The following is a 17,645-nucleotide window of genomic DNA, read 5'->3' as shown; positions in this document are numbered from 1 at the left end:
GTGAGGGGAAAACAATGGTCACAACAAGAAACACACCCCAACCACCAACCCCTAAAGGCCGAACAGTCAGGCATGTATCCCCCATAGGTGAATACAACATTCTTTATTCTACGGCACCCGCCCCCGCGAAAGGGACACGTTGGTGCCGGTTCCAGGAGTGACAAACCACACGGGTTTGTTATCCGGGAACCACATAGTGGACGCAAGCAGCACATGATCTAACACAACCCTTTATACTTTGGAGGACCGTTTGAAGTCGTGTCCTCCCAGATTGTGGTGTGGTGTAAGTTATCGGCCTATTAGTACCGGTCAGCTTCACGGGTCTTTAGTCCCCGCTTCCACATCCGGCCTATCAACCCAGTGGTCTGGCTGGGGGCCTCTCACACACAAGGTGTATGGAAATCTCATCTCGAAGCGGGCTTCCCGCTTAGATGCTTTCAGCGGTTATCCCATCCGAACGTAGCTAATCAGCGGTGCACTTGGCAGTACAACTGACACACCAGAGGTTCGTCCGTCCCGGTCCTCTCGTACTAAGGACAGCCCTTCTCAAATTTCCTGCGCGCGCAGCGGATAGGGACCGAACTGTCTCACGACGTTCTAAACCCAGCTCGCGTACCGCTTTAATGGGCGAACAGCCCAACCCTTGGGACCTACTCCAGCCCCAGGATGCGACGAGCCGACATCGAGGTGCCAAACCATGCCGTCGATATGGACTCTTGGGCAAGATCAGCCTGTTATCCCCGAGGTACCTTTTATCCGTTGAGCGACGGCCATTCCACAATGTACCGCCGGATCACTAGTCCCGACTTTCGTCCCTGCTCGAGATGTCTCTCTCACAGTCAAGCTCCCTTGTGCACTTACACTCGCCACCTGATTGCCAACCAGGCTGAGGGAACCTTTGGGCGCCTCCGTTACTCTTTAGGAGGCAACCGCCCCAGTTAAACTACCCATCAGGCACTGTCCCTGACCCGGATTACGGGCCGAAGTTAGATATCCAGTATGACCAGAGTGGTATTTCAACGATGACTCCACCCGAACTGGCGTCCGGGTCTCACAGTCTCCCACCTATCCTACACAAGCCACACCGAATATCAATACCAAACTATAGTAAAGGTCTCGGGGTCTTTCCGTCCTGCTGCGCGTAACGAGCATCTTTACTCGTACTGCAATTTCGCCGAGTTTATGGTTGAGACAGCGGGGAAGTCGTTACTCCATTCGTGCAGGTCGGAACTTACCCGACAAGGAATTTCGCTACCTTAGGATGGTTATAGTTACCACCGCCGTTTACTGGGGCTTAAATTCCCAGCTTCGCCCGTAAGGGCTAACCGGTCCTCTTAACCTTCCAGCACCGGGCAGGAGTCAGTCCGTATACATCGTCTTGCGACTTCGCACGGACCTGTGTTTTTAGTAAACAGTCGCTTCCCCCTGGTCTCTGCGGCCCCGATCCCCTCCGGACAGCTAAGTGTCCATCAAGGTTGGGGCCCCCCTTCTCCCGAAGTTACGGGGGCATTTTGCCGAGTTCCTTAACCATAATTCTCTCGATCGCCTTAGTATTCTCTACCTGATCACCTGTGTCGGTTTGGGGTACGGGCGGCTAAAACCTCGCGCCGATGCTTTTCTAGGCAGCATAGGATCACCGGATTCCCACCAAAGTGGGTCCCGTCAGATCTCAGGATCGTCATCAAAGACACAGCAACGGATTTACCTATCGCTGACCCTACATCCTTAGACCAGGACAACCATCGCCCGGCCCGGCTACCTTCCTGCGTCACACCTGTTAATACGCTTACCTCCCGGGATCAGGTCCCGCGCTCCACCAAAAACCGGGTCGCCACAAGGGCGGCCGGTCAGGTATCGGGCGGTTAGTGTCCCCCGTTCAGTATTGGCGGTTTTTCGCCGGTACGGGAATATCAACCCGTTGTCCATCGACTACGCCTGTCGGCCTCGCCTTAGGTCCCGACTTACCCAGGGCAGATTAGCTTGACCCTGGAACCCTTGATCATTCGGCGGACGGGTTTCTCACCCGTCTTTCGCTACTCATGCCTGCATTCTCACTCGTGTAGGCTCCACCGCTGGTTTACACCGCGACTTCACTGCCCACACGACGCTCCCCTACCCATCCAAACGCTTGAACGAAAATGGATAAACCATCCGCTTGGCTAATATTTGAATGCCACAACTTCGGCGGTGTACTTGAGCCCCGCTACATTGTCGGCGCGGAATCACTTGACCAGTGAGCTATTACGCACTCTTTCAAGGATGGCTGCTTCTAAGCCAACCTCCTGGTTGTCTTCGCAACTCCACATCCTTTCCCACTTAGCACACGCTTAGGGGCCTTAGTTGGTGGTCTGGGCTGTTTCCCTCTCGACTATGAAGCTTATCCCCCACAGTCTCACTGCTGCGCTCTCACTTACCGGCATTCGGAGTTTGGCTGACGTCAGTAACCTTGTAGGGCCCATTAGCCATCCAGTAGCTCTACCTCCGGTAAGAAACACGCAACGCTGCACCTAAATGCATTTCGGGGAGAACCAGCTATCACGGAGTTTGATTGGCCTTTCACCCCTACCCACAGCTCATCCCCTCCATTTTCAACTGAAGTGGGTTCGGTCCTCCACGCGCTCTTACACGCGCTTCAACCTGGCCATGGGTAGATCACTCCGCTTCGGGTCTAGATCACGCCACTGCATCGCCCTGTTCAGACTCGCTTTCGCTACGGCTTCCCCTCACGGGTTAACCTCGCGACGTAACACTAACTCGCAGGCTCATTCTTCAAAAGGCACGCTGTCACAAGCACAACACCACAAGTGGCATCGCCCTGCTCCAACGGATTGTAGGCACACGGTTTCAGGTACTGTTTCACTCCCCTCCCGGGGTACTTTTCACCTTTCCCTCACGGTACTTGTCCGCTATCGGTCATCAGGGAGTATTTAGGCTTACCAGGTGGTCCTGGCAGATTCGCACGGGATTTCTCGGGCCCCGTGCTACTTGGGATCCTCTCCAAGCGGCAGCATACATTCCGGTTACGGGGCTAACACCCTCTACGGCCCGGCTTTCAAACCGGTTCACCTATGCACCTGCACTCACTTCACCAATCCGGCAGAACTGGTACGGAAAGTCCCGCAACCCCAGTGATGCAACGCCCGCCGGCTATCACACACCACTGGTTTAGCCTCTTCCGCGTTCGCTCGCCACTACTAACGGAATCACTGTTGTTTTCTCTTCCTGTGGGTACTGAGATGTTTCACTTCCCCACGTTCCCTCCACGCACCCTATGTGTTCAGATGCGGGTCACCCGGTCACTCGCGCGCCGGGCGGGGTTTCCCCATTCGGACATCCTGGGATCAACGCTCGGTTATCAACTCCCCCAGGCTTATCGCAGATTCCTACGTCCTTCTTCGGCTCCTGATGCCAAGGCATCCACCGTGTGCCCTTAAAAACTTGACCACAAAGATCAATAAATATTATCGCTATCGAGAAAACCACGATCTCACCAGGCACCCCGAAGAGCACCCGGATCCACCAGGTTTATCTGAAATTGCACTTAATAATTTTAAGATGCTCGCGTCCACTATGTAGTTCTCAAACAACAACCCCGTCACACCCCGCACCCCCCACGTATTCACCGTGAAAGCCTTAGGTCTGCGCAGGAACAACCAGAAACAACACGAACCCGTGCCACTTCCAACCATAACGATTGTCAGTTCATACGGTCCTGTTGTCTCAGGACCCAACAGTGTGCCAAACGGTAAAACCCGGTACTCGAAACACCGGCAACCCTTTCCAACCGGTCCACCCCCGCAAGCGGGGAAGAAACGGCGTACTCATGCTGCCGGGCTCAACGCCGGGCACCTGCCTATTGATATTCCACCCTTGAGCACCCACCGAAGAACAAACGCCTTCGATATGGGCATCTCCTGCAAAGCACGCATCCCACACTGTGGAAGGACACGCAACCTTGAGGTGCTCCTTAGAAAGGAGGTGATCCAGCCGCACCTTCCGGTACGGCTACCTTGTTACGACTTAGTCCCAATCGCCGGTCCCACCTTCGACGGCTCCCTCCCCACAAGGGGGTTAGGCCACCGGCTTCGGGTGTTACCAACTTTCGTGACTTGACGGGCGGTGTGTACAAGGCCCGGGAACGTATTCACCGCAGCGTTGCTGATCTGCGATTACTAGCGACTCCAACTTCATGAGGTCGAGTTGCAGACCTCAATCCGAACTGAGACCGGCTTTTTGGGATTAGCTCCACCTCACAGTATCGCAACCCTTTGTACCGGCCATTGTAGCATGCGTGAAGCCCAAGACATAAGGGGCATGATGATTTGACGTCGTCCCCACCTTCCTCCGAGTTGACCCCGGCAGTCTCCTATGAGTCCCCGCCATAACGCGCTGGCAACATAGAACGAGGGTTGCGCTCGTTGCGGGACTTAACCCAACATCTCACGACACGAGCTGACGACAACCATGCACCACCTGTAAACCGGCCACAAGTGGGGGACCTGTTTCCAGGCCTTTCCGGTTCATGTCAAGCCTTGGTAAGGTTCTTCGCGTTGCATCGAATTAATCCGCATGCTCCGCCGCTTGTGCGGGCCCCCGTCAATTCCTTTGAGTTTTAGCCTTGCGGCCGTACTCCCCAGGCGGGGCACTTAATGCGTTAGCTACGGCGCGGAAAACGTGGAATGTCCCCCACACCTAGTGCCCAACGTTTACGGCATGGACTACCAGGGTATCTAATCCTGTTCGCTCCCCATGCTTTCGCTCCTCAGCGTCAGTTACAGCCCAGAGACCTGCCTTCGCCATCGGTGTTCCTCCTGATATCTGCGCATTTCACCGCTACACCAGGAATTCCAGTCTCCCCTACTGCACTCTAGTCTGCCCGTACCCACTGCAGACCCGGGGTTGAGCCCCGGGCTTTCACAGCAGACGCGACAAACCGCCTACGAGCTCTTTACGCCCAATAATTCCGGATAACGCTTGCGCCCTACGTATTACCGCGGCTGCTGGCACGTAGTTAGCCGGCGCTTCTTCTGCAGGTACCGTCACTTTCGCTTCTTCCCTGCTGAAAGAGGTTTACAACCCGAAGGCCTTCGTCCCTCACGCGGCGTCGCTGCATCAGGCTTTCGCCCATTGTGCAATATTCCCCACTGCTGCCTCCCGTAGGAGTCTGGGCCGTGTCTCAGTCCCAGTGTGGCCGGTCACCCTCTCAGGCCGGCTACCCGTCGTCGCCTTGGTGGGCCATTACCCCAACCAACTAGCTGATAGGCCGCGAGTCCATCCAAAACCGCATCAAGCTTTCCACGGACCGCCATGCGGTGGTCCGTCGTATCCGGTATTAGACCCGGTTTCCCAGGCTTATCCCGAAGTTAAGGGCAGGTTACTCACGTGTTACTCACCCGTTCGCCACTAATCATTTTGTGCAAGCACAAAAGTCATCGTTCGACTTGCATGTGTTAAGCACGCCGCCAGCGTTCATCCTGAGCCAGGATCAAACTCTCCGTAAATGTGTTACAGACACAGGGCCGGAGCCAAGGAAAATTGGCTGCACGGTCCTGCACTAAATTCGAAACCAGCTAAAAAAGTCCTCCGCGCCCACGGGGTGGGCGGAAGAACCAGTTCAACCAATTAAAATAAATTGGTATCAATAAACTTGGCACACTATTGAGTTCTCAAACAACAGATGCATCCGAAATACTCGGAAAAACAATGGTTTGTTTTTCTTTTCTCTTCGCTGCAGTGTTTCTTTATTCTATTTCATCCGGACTGTTTTAGCAATTCGGGATAATTCCCGAAACCGCGTCTTTTTCCTCCGGAGGAGCCCGCACAAAAGCCCCGGCTTTCCGTTCCCGGCCCGTGGGGCAGGATGGATCACCAGGATGTTTTTGGTGGGGTTTGGCCGCCCTGCTCGGTAAGTTTTTCAACTCCCGGCCGCGGCGACTTAGAAGACTTTACACAGGTTTGGACCCCGCCGCAACTCGGCTCCCGGAAGCCCCCGGACAGGCCCCAAACAGGCCCCGAACGGGCCCCTGACACGCTCGGGGAGAACCCAACCCCGGGAACACCGTCTCCGGGCAGAGGCCCGGACGACATCCGGACCGCACAACATCCGCCGACAACATGCGCCCACGCAGCGGCGGCCGGCAGCTGCTGGTCTCGTGCCGTGACTATCCGATCGCGGCTATCTGCGGGTTGCCAGCCGGGCCGGCCGGTTAAGCAGCTGGATGAGCAGCCGGATGAGCTGACCGGTGAGCAGCCGGCCGGGCCGGTCGGATGAGCTGACCGGTGAGCAGCCGGCCGGGCCGGTCGGATGAGCTGACCGGTGAGCAGCCGGCCGGGCCGGTCGGATGAGCAGCCCGGTTAGTTGCCGCCCTCGGCCAGCGTGACGTCAATCGGCTCGTAGTCCGTGCCCTTGGTGTCCACGCCTTCTTCTTCCAGCTCGGCCAGCGCCTTCTCCACATACTCATTCGTGTAGGCGGTTTCCGGCGGTTCAGTGGTCAGGATGGTTGTTCCGGTTTCGTTCTTCGTATCCATGGCGATATCCACGGTTTGCTTCCAGGCCCCTTCATCGATCATGCCCACGCCGTTGGTGGAGGGAAAGATGAGCTTGTTGGTTTCATTCGTCATCCACAGCTGGTGGCTCTGCCCCAGGGTGGACCCGGATTCGGTCACGATCGTGGCCGCTTCCTCCGGATTGTCCTTGGCGTAGATCCAGCCTTTGATGGCTGCCTTGATGAAGGCGGTGGTGGTGTCCTGGTACTCGGCGTCGTCGCCCAGCCGTGACGCGTCCGCCCAGATGGCGTCCTGCAGCATGGCGGAACCCTCTTCGTTCCAGTCGATTACCGTCAGGTCCTCGGGCTGATACAGCTCCCCCGTCTCCGGGTTCACCGTCTCCAGCACCTGCGCGTACTCGTTGTACGTCATCGCCTGGGCCGCATCGATGTCTCCGGAGAGGAACCCGTTCATATCGAAGGCCTGCTGGATCAGTTCAATGTCATCTGCCGCCACGCCCGCGTTCTGCAGGCCCGCGAAGAGCTCCCATTCATTGCCATATCCCCACGAGCCCACCTTCTTCCCCGCCAGATCCTCCGGGCCGTCGATGCCGGAATCGGCCATCGCCACCTGCAGCGTGGCGCTGCGCTCAAAGATCTGCGCCACATTGGTGATGTTGGCTCCCTGCTCAATGGATCCCAGGACCTTGGGCACCCAGGAGATCGCATAGTCCACGTCCCCGGAGGCGAGCACGTCCTGCGGCACGATATCTGCCCCGCCCTCGACGATTTCCACGTCCAGTCCTTCGTCCTCAAAAAATCCCTGGTCCAGCGCCGCGTAGTAGCCGGCAAACTGTGCCTGCGAGAACCACTGCAGCTGGAGTTTTACCGGCGTCAGCCCTTCGGCCGCTTCCCCCTCGTCCGCTCCGCTGCCCGAAGCGCAGCCTGCCAAGACCAGTGCTGCCGCAGTCCCTGCCGCGGCGGCGGTGCGGATGCGTTTTCCATTTCCACGTGCCATTTCGTTGCCTCCAAATAGGTGTAAGCAATAGCTGTGAGCAGAACCGCCCGAACGGGACGGAAGTGAACCGGCGGTTAGTGCCGGGAGCTGTATTTCTCCAATGCGGCGGTGGCACAGAAGAAGACGAGGCCGACGACGACGGCGCCCAGGACGTAGGCCCAGGCCAGCGTGTAGTTGCTGGCGGAGGCTGCGGAGGTGATGGATTTACCCAGTCCGCCCACCGGGCCGCCAAAGTACTCGGCTATCAGCGCCGAGATCACGGCCAGCGAGGAAGCGATCCGCAGCCCGGTGAACATATAGGGGACGGCGCTGGGAAGCGTGACGGTGCGGGCCACCTGCCAGCGGCCGGCGCTGTAGGAGCGCATCAGGTCACGGTGCACGGGCAGGACCTGCCGGAACCCGCGCAGCGAGTTCACGTAGACGGGAATGAACACGGCAATTCCCGCCACGATTTGCCGCGGCGCCTCCTCGCCGGCGCCGAACATCGTATAGAGCACCGGCGCGACGGCGACGATCGGCACTACGGAAAGCGCGGCCACCAGCGGCCCGGCCAGCCGGTCGAAAACGGGAAGAAGGGCCGCGACGACGGCGGCCGCCACGCCCAGCAGGCCGCCGGCCACCAGTCCCGCCGCAGCGTTGCCTCCGGTCACGAGCGAGGCCGAGACAATGTTGCCCAGGTTGCCGGCAAACGCCGCGGCGATGTCGAACGGCCCGGGCAGCACGAACGCAGGAACAGAGAACAGGCTCACAGCCCCCTGCCAGAGGAGCAGCGCCGCGAGTCCCAGCAACACCGGCAGCAGTGCCTGCCGGCCGCCGTCGAGGGCACGCCCCAACAGTGCGGGCGAGGTGACCGCCTCAGCCGCCGGCGCCGTTTTCAGCGTGGAGGGCTCCAGCGCGGTCACCGCGTCTCCACCCCGCGCAGGGCCGGTGCCGCGGTGCCGTGCAGCGATTCCCGGACGGCCGTGATGGCGGCGTAAAAGGCAGTGTCTTCGCGCAGGTTCTCGCCGCGCTCCCCGGCGGTGCCGAGCCGCATGGGCAGCACTGCCTTGATCCGTCCGGGCCGGGCCGACATCACGAACACCCGGTCGGAGAGGAACACTGCTTCCGGAATGGAGTGCGTGACAAAAACGACGGCGGCTCCCGTTTCCGCGCAGATCCGCACCAGCTCGTTCTGCATCCGTTCCCGGGTCATCTCATCGAGGGCACCGAACGGCTCATCCATCAGCAGCAGCCGCGGACTTTCGGCCAGCGACCGGGCGATGGCAACCCGCTGCTGCATGCCGCCGGAAAGCTGGTCCGGAAAGGAGTCGGCGAATTCGGTAAGCCCCACCATCGCCAAGAGTTCCTCGGCGCGGCCCCGGCGGACCTTTGCCGCGGTTCCGTGCAACTGAAGCGGGAGCTCGATATTGGCGCGGACTGTTCGCCAGGGCAGCAGGCCCGCCTGCTGGAACGCTATGCCGTAGGCCTGCTCTTTGCGTGCCTGCCGGGCGGTCCGCCCGAAGACGCTGATGGTTCCGCTGCTCGGTTCGTCCAGGTCCGCAATCAATCGCAGCAGGGTGCTCTTGCCGCAGCCCGAGGGTCCGATCAGCGACACGAATTCGCCCGGTGCCACGGTCAGGCTGGCTGCCTCCAGGGCAGTGACGGAGCCGCGGCCGGTGGGGAAAACCCGGTGGACATCCCGAACTTCCACCGGCGGTTCCGGCACCGCCGGGACCGCCGCTTCTGGTGATCCATTCATGCTGTTTGTTCTCCTCTGCGGTAGCGGTGCAGGAACAGTCCCAGGACGGAGGTGGCGGCCACTGCCGCCAGTCCCAGCAGGACGGCGCCGAAAATGGGTGCCCAGGGTTTGCCGGGGTCTCCCCCGGCAGCGGCCGCGTACTCCACGATCATTCGGCCGATCCCGCCCTTCAGCCCGATTGATACTTCGGCGACGACGGCGCCGATTGCGGCGTTTGCCGCCGCCAGCCTCAGGGCCGGCAGCAGGAACGGGATGCTGGCGGGCAGGCGGAGGAACAGGAAGCTGCGCCACCAGCCCACCGAGTAGCTGTGCATGAGGTCCACGTGGCTGGCCTGGGGGGAGGCGAATCCCCGCAGGGCACCGACTGCCACGGGGAAGAAGGCCAGATAGGAAGCAATCACGGCCACCGACATCCAGTTCTCCCAGGCGAAGGAGCCGATCTCGAGCTGGGATCCCCACCGCCGGACCAGCGGAGCAATGGCGATCAGCGGAACGGTCTGACTCAGGATGATCCACGGCAGGAGCGCGGACCCCGCGGAGCGGAAGCGCTGCATGACCATGGCAAGCCCCATCCCGACCAGTACTCCCAGCAGCCAGCCCAGCGCGGCGATCCCCAGGGTAAAAGCTGCGGCTTCAAGGACTGCGGTCCAGAGAGGCGGCGCCCCGGCAGCCGAGGTAGCCGGTTCCGCCAGCCGGGCCAGCATGGTCCAGACGTGCGGCATGGCCAGGTCGGTGGTCCGCGGCAGGAGTGGGAAGCCGCCCAGGCTCACGCCGGCGGCGGGTCCGGCGAGTTTGTATCCTTCCCAGAGCAACACCGGAACCAGCACTCCGCCGGCGGCCCAGCCGATCCGAGCTCCCGGCGGCGTCCTGGTTCCGGTGCCGGTCATGCCGTTGCGCTCACGGTCTCGCGCAGTGCCGGGATGACGCTCTCGCCGTAGATCCGCAGGGTTTCCTCCTTGTTGTCATGCTGGAGGTACCCGGCGAACTGGGTGACGCCCAGGGCCTTGAGCTTTTCGAGCTTTTCAATGTGCTGCTCTGCCGTGCCCATCAGGCAGAAGCGGTCCACAATCTCGTCCGGCACAAAGGCGGCGTGCGTGTTTCCCGCCCGGCCGTGCTCGTTGTAGTCGTAGCCCTCCCGGCCGGCAATGTAGTCGGTGAGTGCCTGCGGCACGGCCGAGTCCGCCCCGTACTTGGCCACGATGTCGGCGATGTGGTTGCCCACCATGCCCCCGAACCAGCGGCACTGCTCCCGCATGTGCTCCCAGTCCTCCCCTATATACATGGGCGCAGCCACGCAGAATTTGATGGACATGGGGTCGCGCCCGGCGGCTGCCGCGGCGGACCGCACAGCCCCGATCATCCATTCGGCGATGTCGACGTCCGCCAGCTGCAGGATGAAGCCGTCGCCAACCTCGCCGGTCAGCTTCAGCGCGAGCGGGCCGTAGGCGGCCACCCACATTTCCAGCTCCGAGCCCTTGCTCCACGGGAACTGGAGGGTGGCGCCGTTGTATTCCACTGAGCGGGAGTTCGCCAGCTCGCGGATGACGTGGATCGATTCGCGCAGCGTTTTCAGGGTGGTGGGTTTGCCGTTGCTCACGCGCAGCGCCGAGTCGCCGCGGCCGATCCCGCACACCGTCCGGTTGCCGTACATCGAGTTCAGCGTGGCGTAGGTGGACGCCGTGACGGTCCAGTCCCGGGTGGCCGGGTTGGTGACCATGGGCCCCACCTTGATGTTCTGGGTTTCCGCCAGGATCTGGCTGTAGATGACGTACGGTTCCTGCCATAGGATGTGGGAGTCAAAGGTCCAGACGTAGTCGAACCCAAATTCCTCGGCCCTCTTGGCGAGCGCCACCGTTCGTGCGACGGGCGGATTGCATTGCAGAACTGCTCCAAATTCCATGCTTTTCCGCTCCTAGATCAGATACTGGCTCGGGGCACGGCGGATGTAGCGGCCGTGGCCCTTGGTGCCCAGATATTCGTTGTCGTTGATGAGGATCCGGCCCCGCGAGAGCACGGTGTCGACGTGCCCGTCGATCTCGTAGCCCTCCCAGGCCGAGTAGTCCATGTTCATGTGGTGGGTCTTGTCCAGCCCGATGGAGGTGTGGCCCGCGGGGTCGTAGATGACGACGTCGGCGTCGGCTCCCGGGGCGATCACGCCCTTGGTGCCGTACATGCCGAACATGCGTGCCGGCGTCGTGCTGGTGATTTCCACCCAGCGCTCAAGGGTGATCTTCCCGTCCACCACGCCCTGGTACATCAGGTCCAGCCGGTGCTCCACCGATCCAATGCCGTTGGGAATCTTGGAGAAGTCGCCCACCCCCAGGTCCTTCTGCCCCTTCATGCAGAACGGGCAGTGGTCGGTGGCCACCATCTGGATGTCGTTGGTGCGCAGCGACTGCCACATGTGGTCCTGGTGATGTTCATGCTTGGAGCGCAGCGGTGTGGAACAGACATATTTGGCGCCCTCAAAGCCTTCGGCGCCGAGCTGGTCCTCCAGGCTCATGTAGAGGTACTGCGGGCAGGTCTCGCCGAAGACGTTCTGTCCGTTGTCGCGTGCCGCGGCCAGCTGCTCAACGGCCTGCTTCGCGGAAACATGCACCACATACAGGGGCGCTCCGGTGAGGTTGGCCAGCATGATGGCCCGGTGGGTGGCTTCCTCCTCCATCTGCCAGGCACGCGCCACCCCGTGGTAATAGGGATCGGTTTTGCCCTGTGCCAGCAGTTCGCTGACCATGGCGTCAATGGCCGGGCCGTTCTCGGCGTGCATCATGGTCATCAGTCCGGTGTCGGCACCAACGCGCATGGCCTTGTAGATCTGGGCGTCGTCGCTGTAAAAAACTCCCGGGTAGGCCATGAAGAGTTTGTAGCTGGAGACCCCTTCGTCGATGAGACCGGCCATGGCCTTCAGGGAATCGTCATTGACGTCCCCGACGATCTGGTGGAACCCGTAGTCGATGGCGCATTCCCCGGCCGCCTTCTCGTGCCAGGCGGCCAGCCCGTCCATCACGCGCTCGCCGTAGCGCTGGATCGCGAAGTCGACAATCGTCGTCGTGCCTCCCCAGGCTGCGGCACGGGTCCCGGTCTCGAAAGTATCGGAGGCCTCGGTGCCGCCAAACGGCATCTGCATGTGGGTGTGGGCGTCAATTCCGCCCGGAATCACGTACTTGCCGGCGGCGTCGAGCACCGTGTCGACGGAACCGGCAAGGTCGTGCCCCAACAGCGTGGACCCCGGTGCAAGCACCGCCGCGATTTTCTCCCCGTCAATGAGAACGTCCGCCTCGCTGCGGCCGGTGGAGGTGACGACTGTGCCTCCGGTAATCAGTGTTGTACTCAAAACGACATCCTTGTCTGTATAAAAGGCCCGGCCCTTTCAGGCCGTCTGGCGCGTCTGTCCGGAGGCTACGGGGCCGTGATCGGCGCGTAGGCATCCGGGCGGCGGTCGCGGTAGAACTGCCAGTTGTTGCGCGCCGTCCGGACCAGGTCCATGTCCAGGTCCCGGATCATCAGCTCGTCGCCGTCGCGGGCGCCAATGTCGCCCACGTAGTTACCCTGCGGGTCCACCATGTAGGACGTGCCGTAGAAATCCACGGCTTCATCGCCGAACTCGTTGGTTTCGGCTCCCACCCGGTTGGGAACCACCACGTAGTAGCCGTTGGCCGCTGCGGCGGTGGGCTGCTCCAGTTCCCAGAGCCGGTTGGACAGTCCCGGCTTGGAGGCGTTCGGGTTGAAGACAATCTGTGCGCCGTTCAGGCCCAGCACCCGCCAGCCTTCAGGGAAGTGGCGGTCGTAGCAAATGGTCAGGCCCACTGTGCCGACAGCGGTTTCAAACACCGGCCAGCCCATGTTTCCCGGCCGGAAGTAGAACTTTTCCCAGAACTTCTCGACGTGGGGAATGTGGTTCTTCCGGTATTTGCCGAGATAGGTTCCGTCGGAGTCGATCACCGCAGCGGTGTTGTAGAGGACTCCGGGCTGATCCTCTTCGTAAATCGGAAGGATAATCACCATATTGTGCTCCGCGGCGAGCTTCGAGAACCGCTCGGTCAGGGGTCCGGGAACCTTCTGCGCGTAGTCGTAGTACTTGTTGTCCTGCACAATCCCGAAATACGGGCCGTGAAACAATTCCTGGAAACAAATGATCTGTGCGCCCTCGGCAGCTGCCTTGCGGACAAATTCCTCGTGCTTGGCAACCATGGACTCTTCATCCCCGGTCCAGGTCGTCTGGGTCAAGGCTGTACGGATGATTGTCATTGTGCCTCCTAAGTAGCGGCATAGGTGCCGCGGTCCTGATTGGCCGGTTGAAGGGCCTTAATCAGTCTCTGTCCTGAACATTTCCCCAACATTTCCACCGCGTAAAAAGGTTGAACTAACTTGCCGCGGCGTCTGTTCATCCTTGACGCTCCCGCCGGAACCCGCAAGGGTTTTTCACCTGTTGTTTGGCAACCCCCGGAAGCGGATAATGGCCGTCGCGGCACACACCCGAAACAATGGGGTGCTAACCTCCTCGATAGATCACCGGCCGGAAATGGCCGGTAGAGCTGGTCTGGATTTGGACCATAGATCCCTCCGATTTCCTTTCCACCTGCGAGGAACTATGAACCGATCCCTTACCCCTGCCCTTTCCCTGCTCCTGGCGGCCGCGCTGGCCGGCCTTACCGGATGTTCAGGGACAACCGAACCGTCAAAGCCCGCTGCACAGGACCCCACCGGAACCGCCGCCTCAGGCACGCCCGATGCTTCGGCGTCGTACCCGGTGACAGTGACCAACTGCGGCACGGAAGTGACCCTTGAGTCCCAGCCCGAACGTATTGTGACGATAAAGTCCACGGCCTTGGAGACCCTTCTCGCCCTGGGCCTGGGCAGCAAAATGGTTGGCTCGGCCTTCTCCGACGGGCCGGTCCCCGAAACCCTGGCTGCCGACGCAGCATCGGTGCCGGTCCTGTCCGAGGCGGCGCCCACCCAGGAAGCCGTATTGGAACTCGAACCGGACTTCATTTACGCCGGCTGGGAGTCGAACCTGAGCTCCGACACCGCCGGTGAACGCGATTTCCTCGCGTCGCTGGGAATCGGCAGCTATGTCTCTCCGGCGGCCTGCCGGGAAGAAGGCGCCCCCGGAAAGCTGGATTTCGAGGATGTCTTCGCGAACATTACGGAAGCCGGAGCCCTCTTCGGCGCCCCGGAAGCAGCGGCGGAGCTGATCGCTGAACAGCGCAGCGTGCTCGACGGCGTAACGCCGGCCGGCGAGGATCAAACCGCCTTTTGGTTCTCCTCGGGACGGGACACCCCGTATGCGGGGGCCGGGCTGGGTGCTCCGCAAATGATGATGGACGCGCTCGGCCTGGTGAACATTGCTGCGGACGTTGACGATTCCTGGGCGTCGCTGAGCTGGGAAACGGTTGTTGCTGCCAACCCCGATGTCATAGTCCTCGTGGACGCAGACCGGAACACCGCCGAGTCCAAGAAGGAGCTGCTGGCGTCCATGCCCGCCACTGCCGGGATGGACGCGGTGATTAACGAGCGCTATCTGGTCCTGCCTTTCGCCGCCGGTGAGGCCGGCGTCCGCAACGCCGAGGCCGTGGCGGACCTCGCCGATCAGCTGTCCAACCTGCCGTGACCTCCATCCGCAGCAGCCGGACCGCAGCGAAAACGCCGCCGCCCGCGCCGGCCGTGAACGCCGGCACGGTGCAGGAGCCGGTTCCGCGCCGGCCGGCTGCGGCCGGATCAGCGGCGGGGTCCGCGGCGGGATCAACGGCCGGGTCAACGGCCGGGCCAGCGCGGGGGCCAGCGGCGCGCACACCGCGCCGACGGTTCCGCACGGGGCCGGCGACGGCGGTCCTCGCCGCAGTGCTCGTCTTTTCCGTTGCGGCGGCGACGGCGGTGGGACCGGCGGACATCAGCGTCGCGGACGCCTTCGGCACCATAGCCGCCCATCTCGGGCTGGGCACCAGCCCGCTGTCCCCCCTGCACGACGGAATCATCTGGGAGCTGCGCCTGCCCCGGGTCCTGACGGCCGCTGCAGTGGGCGCCGGCCTGGCCATCAGCGGTGCAGTCATGCAGGCGCTGACCCGCAACGCCCTGGCCGACCCGTATCTGCTGGGCCTGTCCTCGGGAGCCTCGCTGGGCGCTGTCTGCGTGGTGCTGCTGGGCCTGCAGCTGCTGCTGCCGCTGGCTGCCTTCATCGGCGCCCTGGCGGCGCTGGCGGCAACCCTGCTGCTGGCCCGGCTGGCCGGCGGACTCACGCCGTCGCGCACCGTGCTGGCGGGAGTGGCCGTTTCCTCCCTGGGCAGCGCCCTCACCAGCCTGGTGATTTTCTGGACCGCCACCGGTGATTCGTACCGCAATATCCTGGGCTGGCTGCTCGGTTCGCTGAGCGGCGCGCAGTGGTCCAGTGCGGCGATCTCCGCCGCTGCCCTGCTGGTGGTCGGGGTGCCGCTGCTGGCTGCCTCCCGCCTCCTGGACGGTTTCGCCTTCGGTGACGACGCCGCCTCGGCCCTGGGCATCAATGTTCCGGCCGTGCGGTGGTCCATGCTGGCCGGAACCGCCCTGCTGACCGGCGCCATGGTCTCCGTCAGCGGAGCCATCGGCTTCATCGGGCTGGTGTTTCCGCATGTGGTCCGGCTGATCGCCGGCCCCGGGCATCGTTCGCTGCTGCCGCTGTCCGCCCTGCTCGGTGCCATCTTCCTGATCTGGGCCGATACCGGGGCCCGCTTTGTCTTTGAGCCCCGCGAACTGCCCGTGGGCGTGGTGACCGCGGTGATCGGTGCGCCGGTGTTCGCGTACGTGCTGGCCCGGCGGAAGGGCGGGGCATGAGCGCTGCAACTCTTCAGGCAGCCGCGCTGGATGTGTCCCTGGGCGGCAAACTCGTGGTGGACGGCGTGGACTGCACCGTTCCGGCCGGCGCCCTGTCGGCGCTGGTGGGGCCCAACGGCGCCGGCAAGTCCACACTGCTGCGGGCCCTGGCCGGCGTCGTTCCCGTCCGCCGCGGCACCGTCCTGTGGCAGGGCCGGGACCTGCTGCGGCTGCCCCGCCGGGAACGTGCCCGCATCGCGGCCCTTGCAGAGCAGGAATCCGGCACCGATACGCCGCTGACCGTGCGGGACGTCGTGGCCCTGGGAACCATGCCGCACCGTCCGCTGCTGGGCTTCGGCGGCAGCGAAGACGACGCCGAGGTGGTGGACGCCCTGGAGTCAGCCGGTGTGGCGGATCTGGCGGACCGGCTGTTCGGCGAGCTGTCCGGCGGACAGCGCCAGCGGGTCCAGCTGGCCCGGGCGCTGGCGCAAAAACCGCAGCTGCTGCTGCTGGACGAGCCGACAAACCATCTGGATCCGTACGCGCAGCTGACCACGCTGCACCTGATGCGGAGGCTGGCAGGGCAGGGCATCGCCGTCGTCGCCGCCCTGCATGACCTGACGCACGCCGCCGCCCACTGCGACCACGTGATTGTCCTCTCCGCAGGCACAGTGGTGGCCGCCGGTGACCCCCGTGCGGTGCTGACTGCCGACCTGATCCATACCGTCTACGGCGTGCACGCCCACGTGCTCGAGCATCCGGCGACCGGCCGCCCGCTGATAGCCCTGTCGCTGCCGTAGATCATGCCTGCCCGAAATCCGGAACCGGCAGCCCGGCATCCCGGCACGCCGCGGCATAGCCTTCACGCCAGGCTTCGTCGGAGCCCAACCGGAACATGTCCTGTTCCGCCGGGCGCACCAGCGAGCGGGACCCTTCGTTCCGTGAGCCCGTGCCGGAGGGCCTGACCAGCTCGGGCAGGCCGCGCACCACCGCCACCGGGTTTTGGCTCGTCTTGCCCTTGATGAGGTCTGCGGCTGCCGCGATCTCGTCCGCGACAGCGGTCATGGTCGCCTTCATCAGCTGGCCGAAGGTGTCCACGCTGCCGCGCAGATCGGTGATGACGTCCACGCCGGCGGCTCCAATGGCGGCGTCGGTCTGCCCTTCGCGCCAGGCCCGCCCCATGGTGTCGGTGATGAGGACTCCGACGTCGAAGCCCAGTGCCCGGCGCAGGGCGGCGCACAGCGCCCGCGCCGAGGCGTCCGGGTCAACGGGCAGCAGCAGCACCGTCCCGGCGGGAGTGTTGCTGTTATCCACGCCGGCAGCGGCGGCGACGATACCGAGCTTGTTTTCGACAATCCGGGTCACTCCGCCGGGGTGGGTCCTGCTCGCGACAACCCGAACGGTTTCGTCCGTGATGGCCTGTTCCCGGTCCGCCGCGGGCACCTGGCGGCCCTCGGCCTTGGACACGACCTTGGACGTGACCGCCAGGATGTCCCCGGGCTGCAGGGTGCAGTCCGGGGCTGCCGCCGCGGCGGAGAGGATCACCGCCGCCAGATCCGTCCCCGGAGTTATCTCTCCGATGCCGGGAAGGGTAAACAGCGTGATGCTGCCCATCGGG

The 17,645-nt window shown here is 62.7% G+C and carries 11 protein-coding genes and 2 rRNA genes; 3 read left to right on the top strand and 10 right to left on the bottom strand.

Annotated elements, in window-relative coordinates:
- Window positions 1–278 precede the first annotated feature (278 nt).
- The 9 genes from M1D40_RS02945 to M1D40_RS02905 all read right to left on the bottom strand — a co-directional run bounded on the left by M1D40_RS02945 (window position 279) and on the right by M1D40_RS02905 (window position 13,489).
- Window positions 279–3,444: ribosomal RNA gene (locus M1D40_RS02945) — 23S ribosomal RNA — on the bottom strand.
- 527 nt (window positions 3,445–3,971) lie between these two features.
- Window positions 3,972–5,501 (bottom strand): 16S ribosomal RNA (locus M1D40_RS02940).
- Together the 16S and 23S rRNA genes form the textbook arrangement of a ribosomal RNA operon.
- A gap of 853 nt (window positions 5,502–6,354) precedes the next feature.
- Entirely contained in the window at window positions 6,355–7,503 is a 1,149-nt protein-coding gene (locus tag M1D40_RS02935) for an ABC transporter substrate-binding protein (protein ID WP_461170140.1), read from the bottom strand.
- Between the two features lie 74 nt (window positions 7,504–7,577).
- Window positions 7,578–8,405 carry an ABC transporter permease gene (locus tag M1D40_RS02930; protein WP_341395949.1) on the bottom strand — a complete coding sequence of 276 codons (828 nt, stop codon included), beginning with the start codon at window positions 8,403–8,405 and terminating at the stop codon, window positions 7,578–7,580.
- Window positions 8,402–9,241 carry an ABC transporter ATP-binding protein gene (locus M1D40_RS02925; RefSeq protein ID WP_461170139.1) on the bottom strand — a complete coding sequence of 280 codons (840 nt, stop codon included), beginning with the start codon at window positions 9,239–9,241 and terminating at the stop codon, window positions 8,402–8,404. Before M1D40_RS02925 ends, M1D40_RS02930 begins: the two co-directional genes overlap by 4 nt.
- Window positions 9,238–10,128 (bottom strand): ABC transporter permease, encoded by an 891-nt coding sequence (locus tag M1D40_RS02920; protein WP_461170138.1) that lies wholly within the window; start codon window positions 10,126–10,128, stop codon window positions 9,238–9,240. The genes M1D40_RS02925 and M1D40_RS02920 overlap by 4 nt, the downstream gene beginning before the upstream one ends.
- A complete protein-coding gene (locus M1D40_RS02915) occupies window positions 10,125–11,141 on the bottom strand; it encodes a TIGR03842 family LLM class F420-dependent oxidoreductase (protein WP_461170137.1) in 1,017 nt (338 codons plus the stop codon). Before M1D40_RS02915 ends, M1D40_RS02920 begins: the two co-directional genes overlap by 4 nt.
- A gap of 12 nt (window positions 11,142–11,153) precedes the next feature.
- A complete protein-coding gene (gene hydA / locus M1D40_RS02910; protein ID WP_341395945.1) occupies window positions 11,154–12,575 on the bottom strand; it encodes a dihydropyrimidinase in 1,422 nt (473 codons plus the stop codon).
- Window positions 12,576–12,640: 65 nt separating this feature from the next.
- A complete protein-coding gene (locus tag M1D40_RS02905) occupies window positions 12,641–13,489 on the bottom strand; it encodes a nitrilase-related carbon-nitrogen hydrolase (RefSeq protein WP_461170136.1) in 849 nt (282 codons plus the stop codon).
- Window positions 13,490–13,832: 343 nt separating this feature from the next.
- On the opposite strand from M1D40_RS02905, the gene M1D40_RS02900 reads away from it, so the two are divergent.
- The 3 genes from M1D40_RS02900 (at window position 13,833) to M1D40_RS02890 (ending at window position 16,827) form a co-directional block, all read left to right on the top strand.
- Entirely contained in the window at window positions 13,833–14,852 is a 1,020-nt protein-coding gene (locus M1D40_RS02900; protein WP_461170135.1) for a putative F420-0 ABC transporter substrate-binding protein, read from the top strand.
- Window positions 14,853–15,082: 230 nt separating this feature from the next.
- Window positions 15,083–16,048 (top strand): putative F420-0 ABC transporter permease subunit, encoded by a 966-nt coding sequence (locus M1D40_RS02895; protein ID WP_461170134.1) that lies wholly within the window; start codon window positions 15,083–15,085, stop codon window positions 16,046–16,048.
- Window positions 16,045–16,827 (top strand): ABC transporter ATP-binding protein, encoded by a 783-nt coding sequence (locus M1D40_RS02890; protein ID WP_461170133.1) that lies wholly within the window; start codon window positions 16,045–16,047, stop codon window positions 16,825–16,827. The genes M1D40_RS02895 and M1D40_RS02890 overlap by 4 nt, the downstream gene beginning before the upstream one ends.
- Window position 16,828: 1 nt before the next feature.
- Here M1D40_RS02890 and cofE read toward each other — a convergent pair whose 3' ends face one another.
- Window positions 16,829–17,641 (bottom strand): coenzyme F420-0:L-glutamate ligase, encoded by an 813-nt coding sequence (gene cofE / locus M1D40_RS02885; RefSeq protein ID WP_461170132.1) that lies wholly within the window; start codon window positions 17,639–17,641, stop codon window positions 16,829–16,831.
- Between the last annotated feature and the right edge of the window lie 4 nt (window positions 17,642–17,645).

This window comes from Arthrobacter sp. Z1-15, from assembly GCF_054792395.1.
The sequence above is the reverse complement of the archived record's forward strand: the minus strand, read 5'-3'. Positions and strand labels throughout refer to the sequence as shown.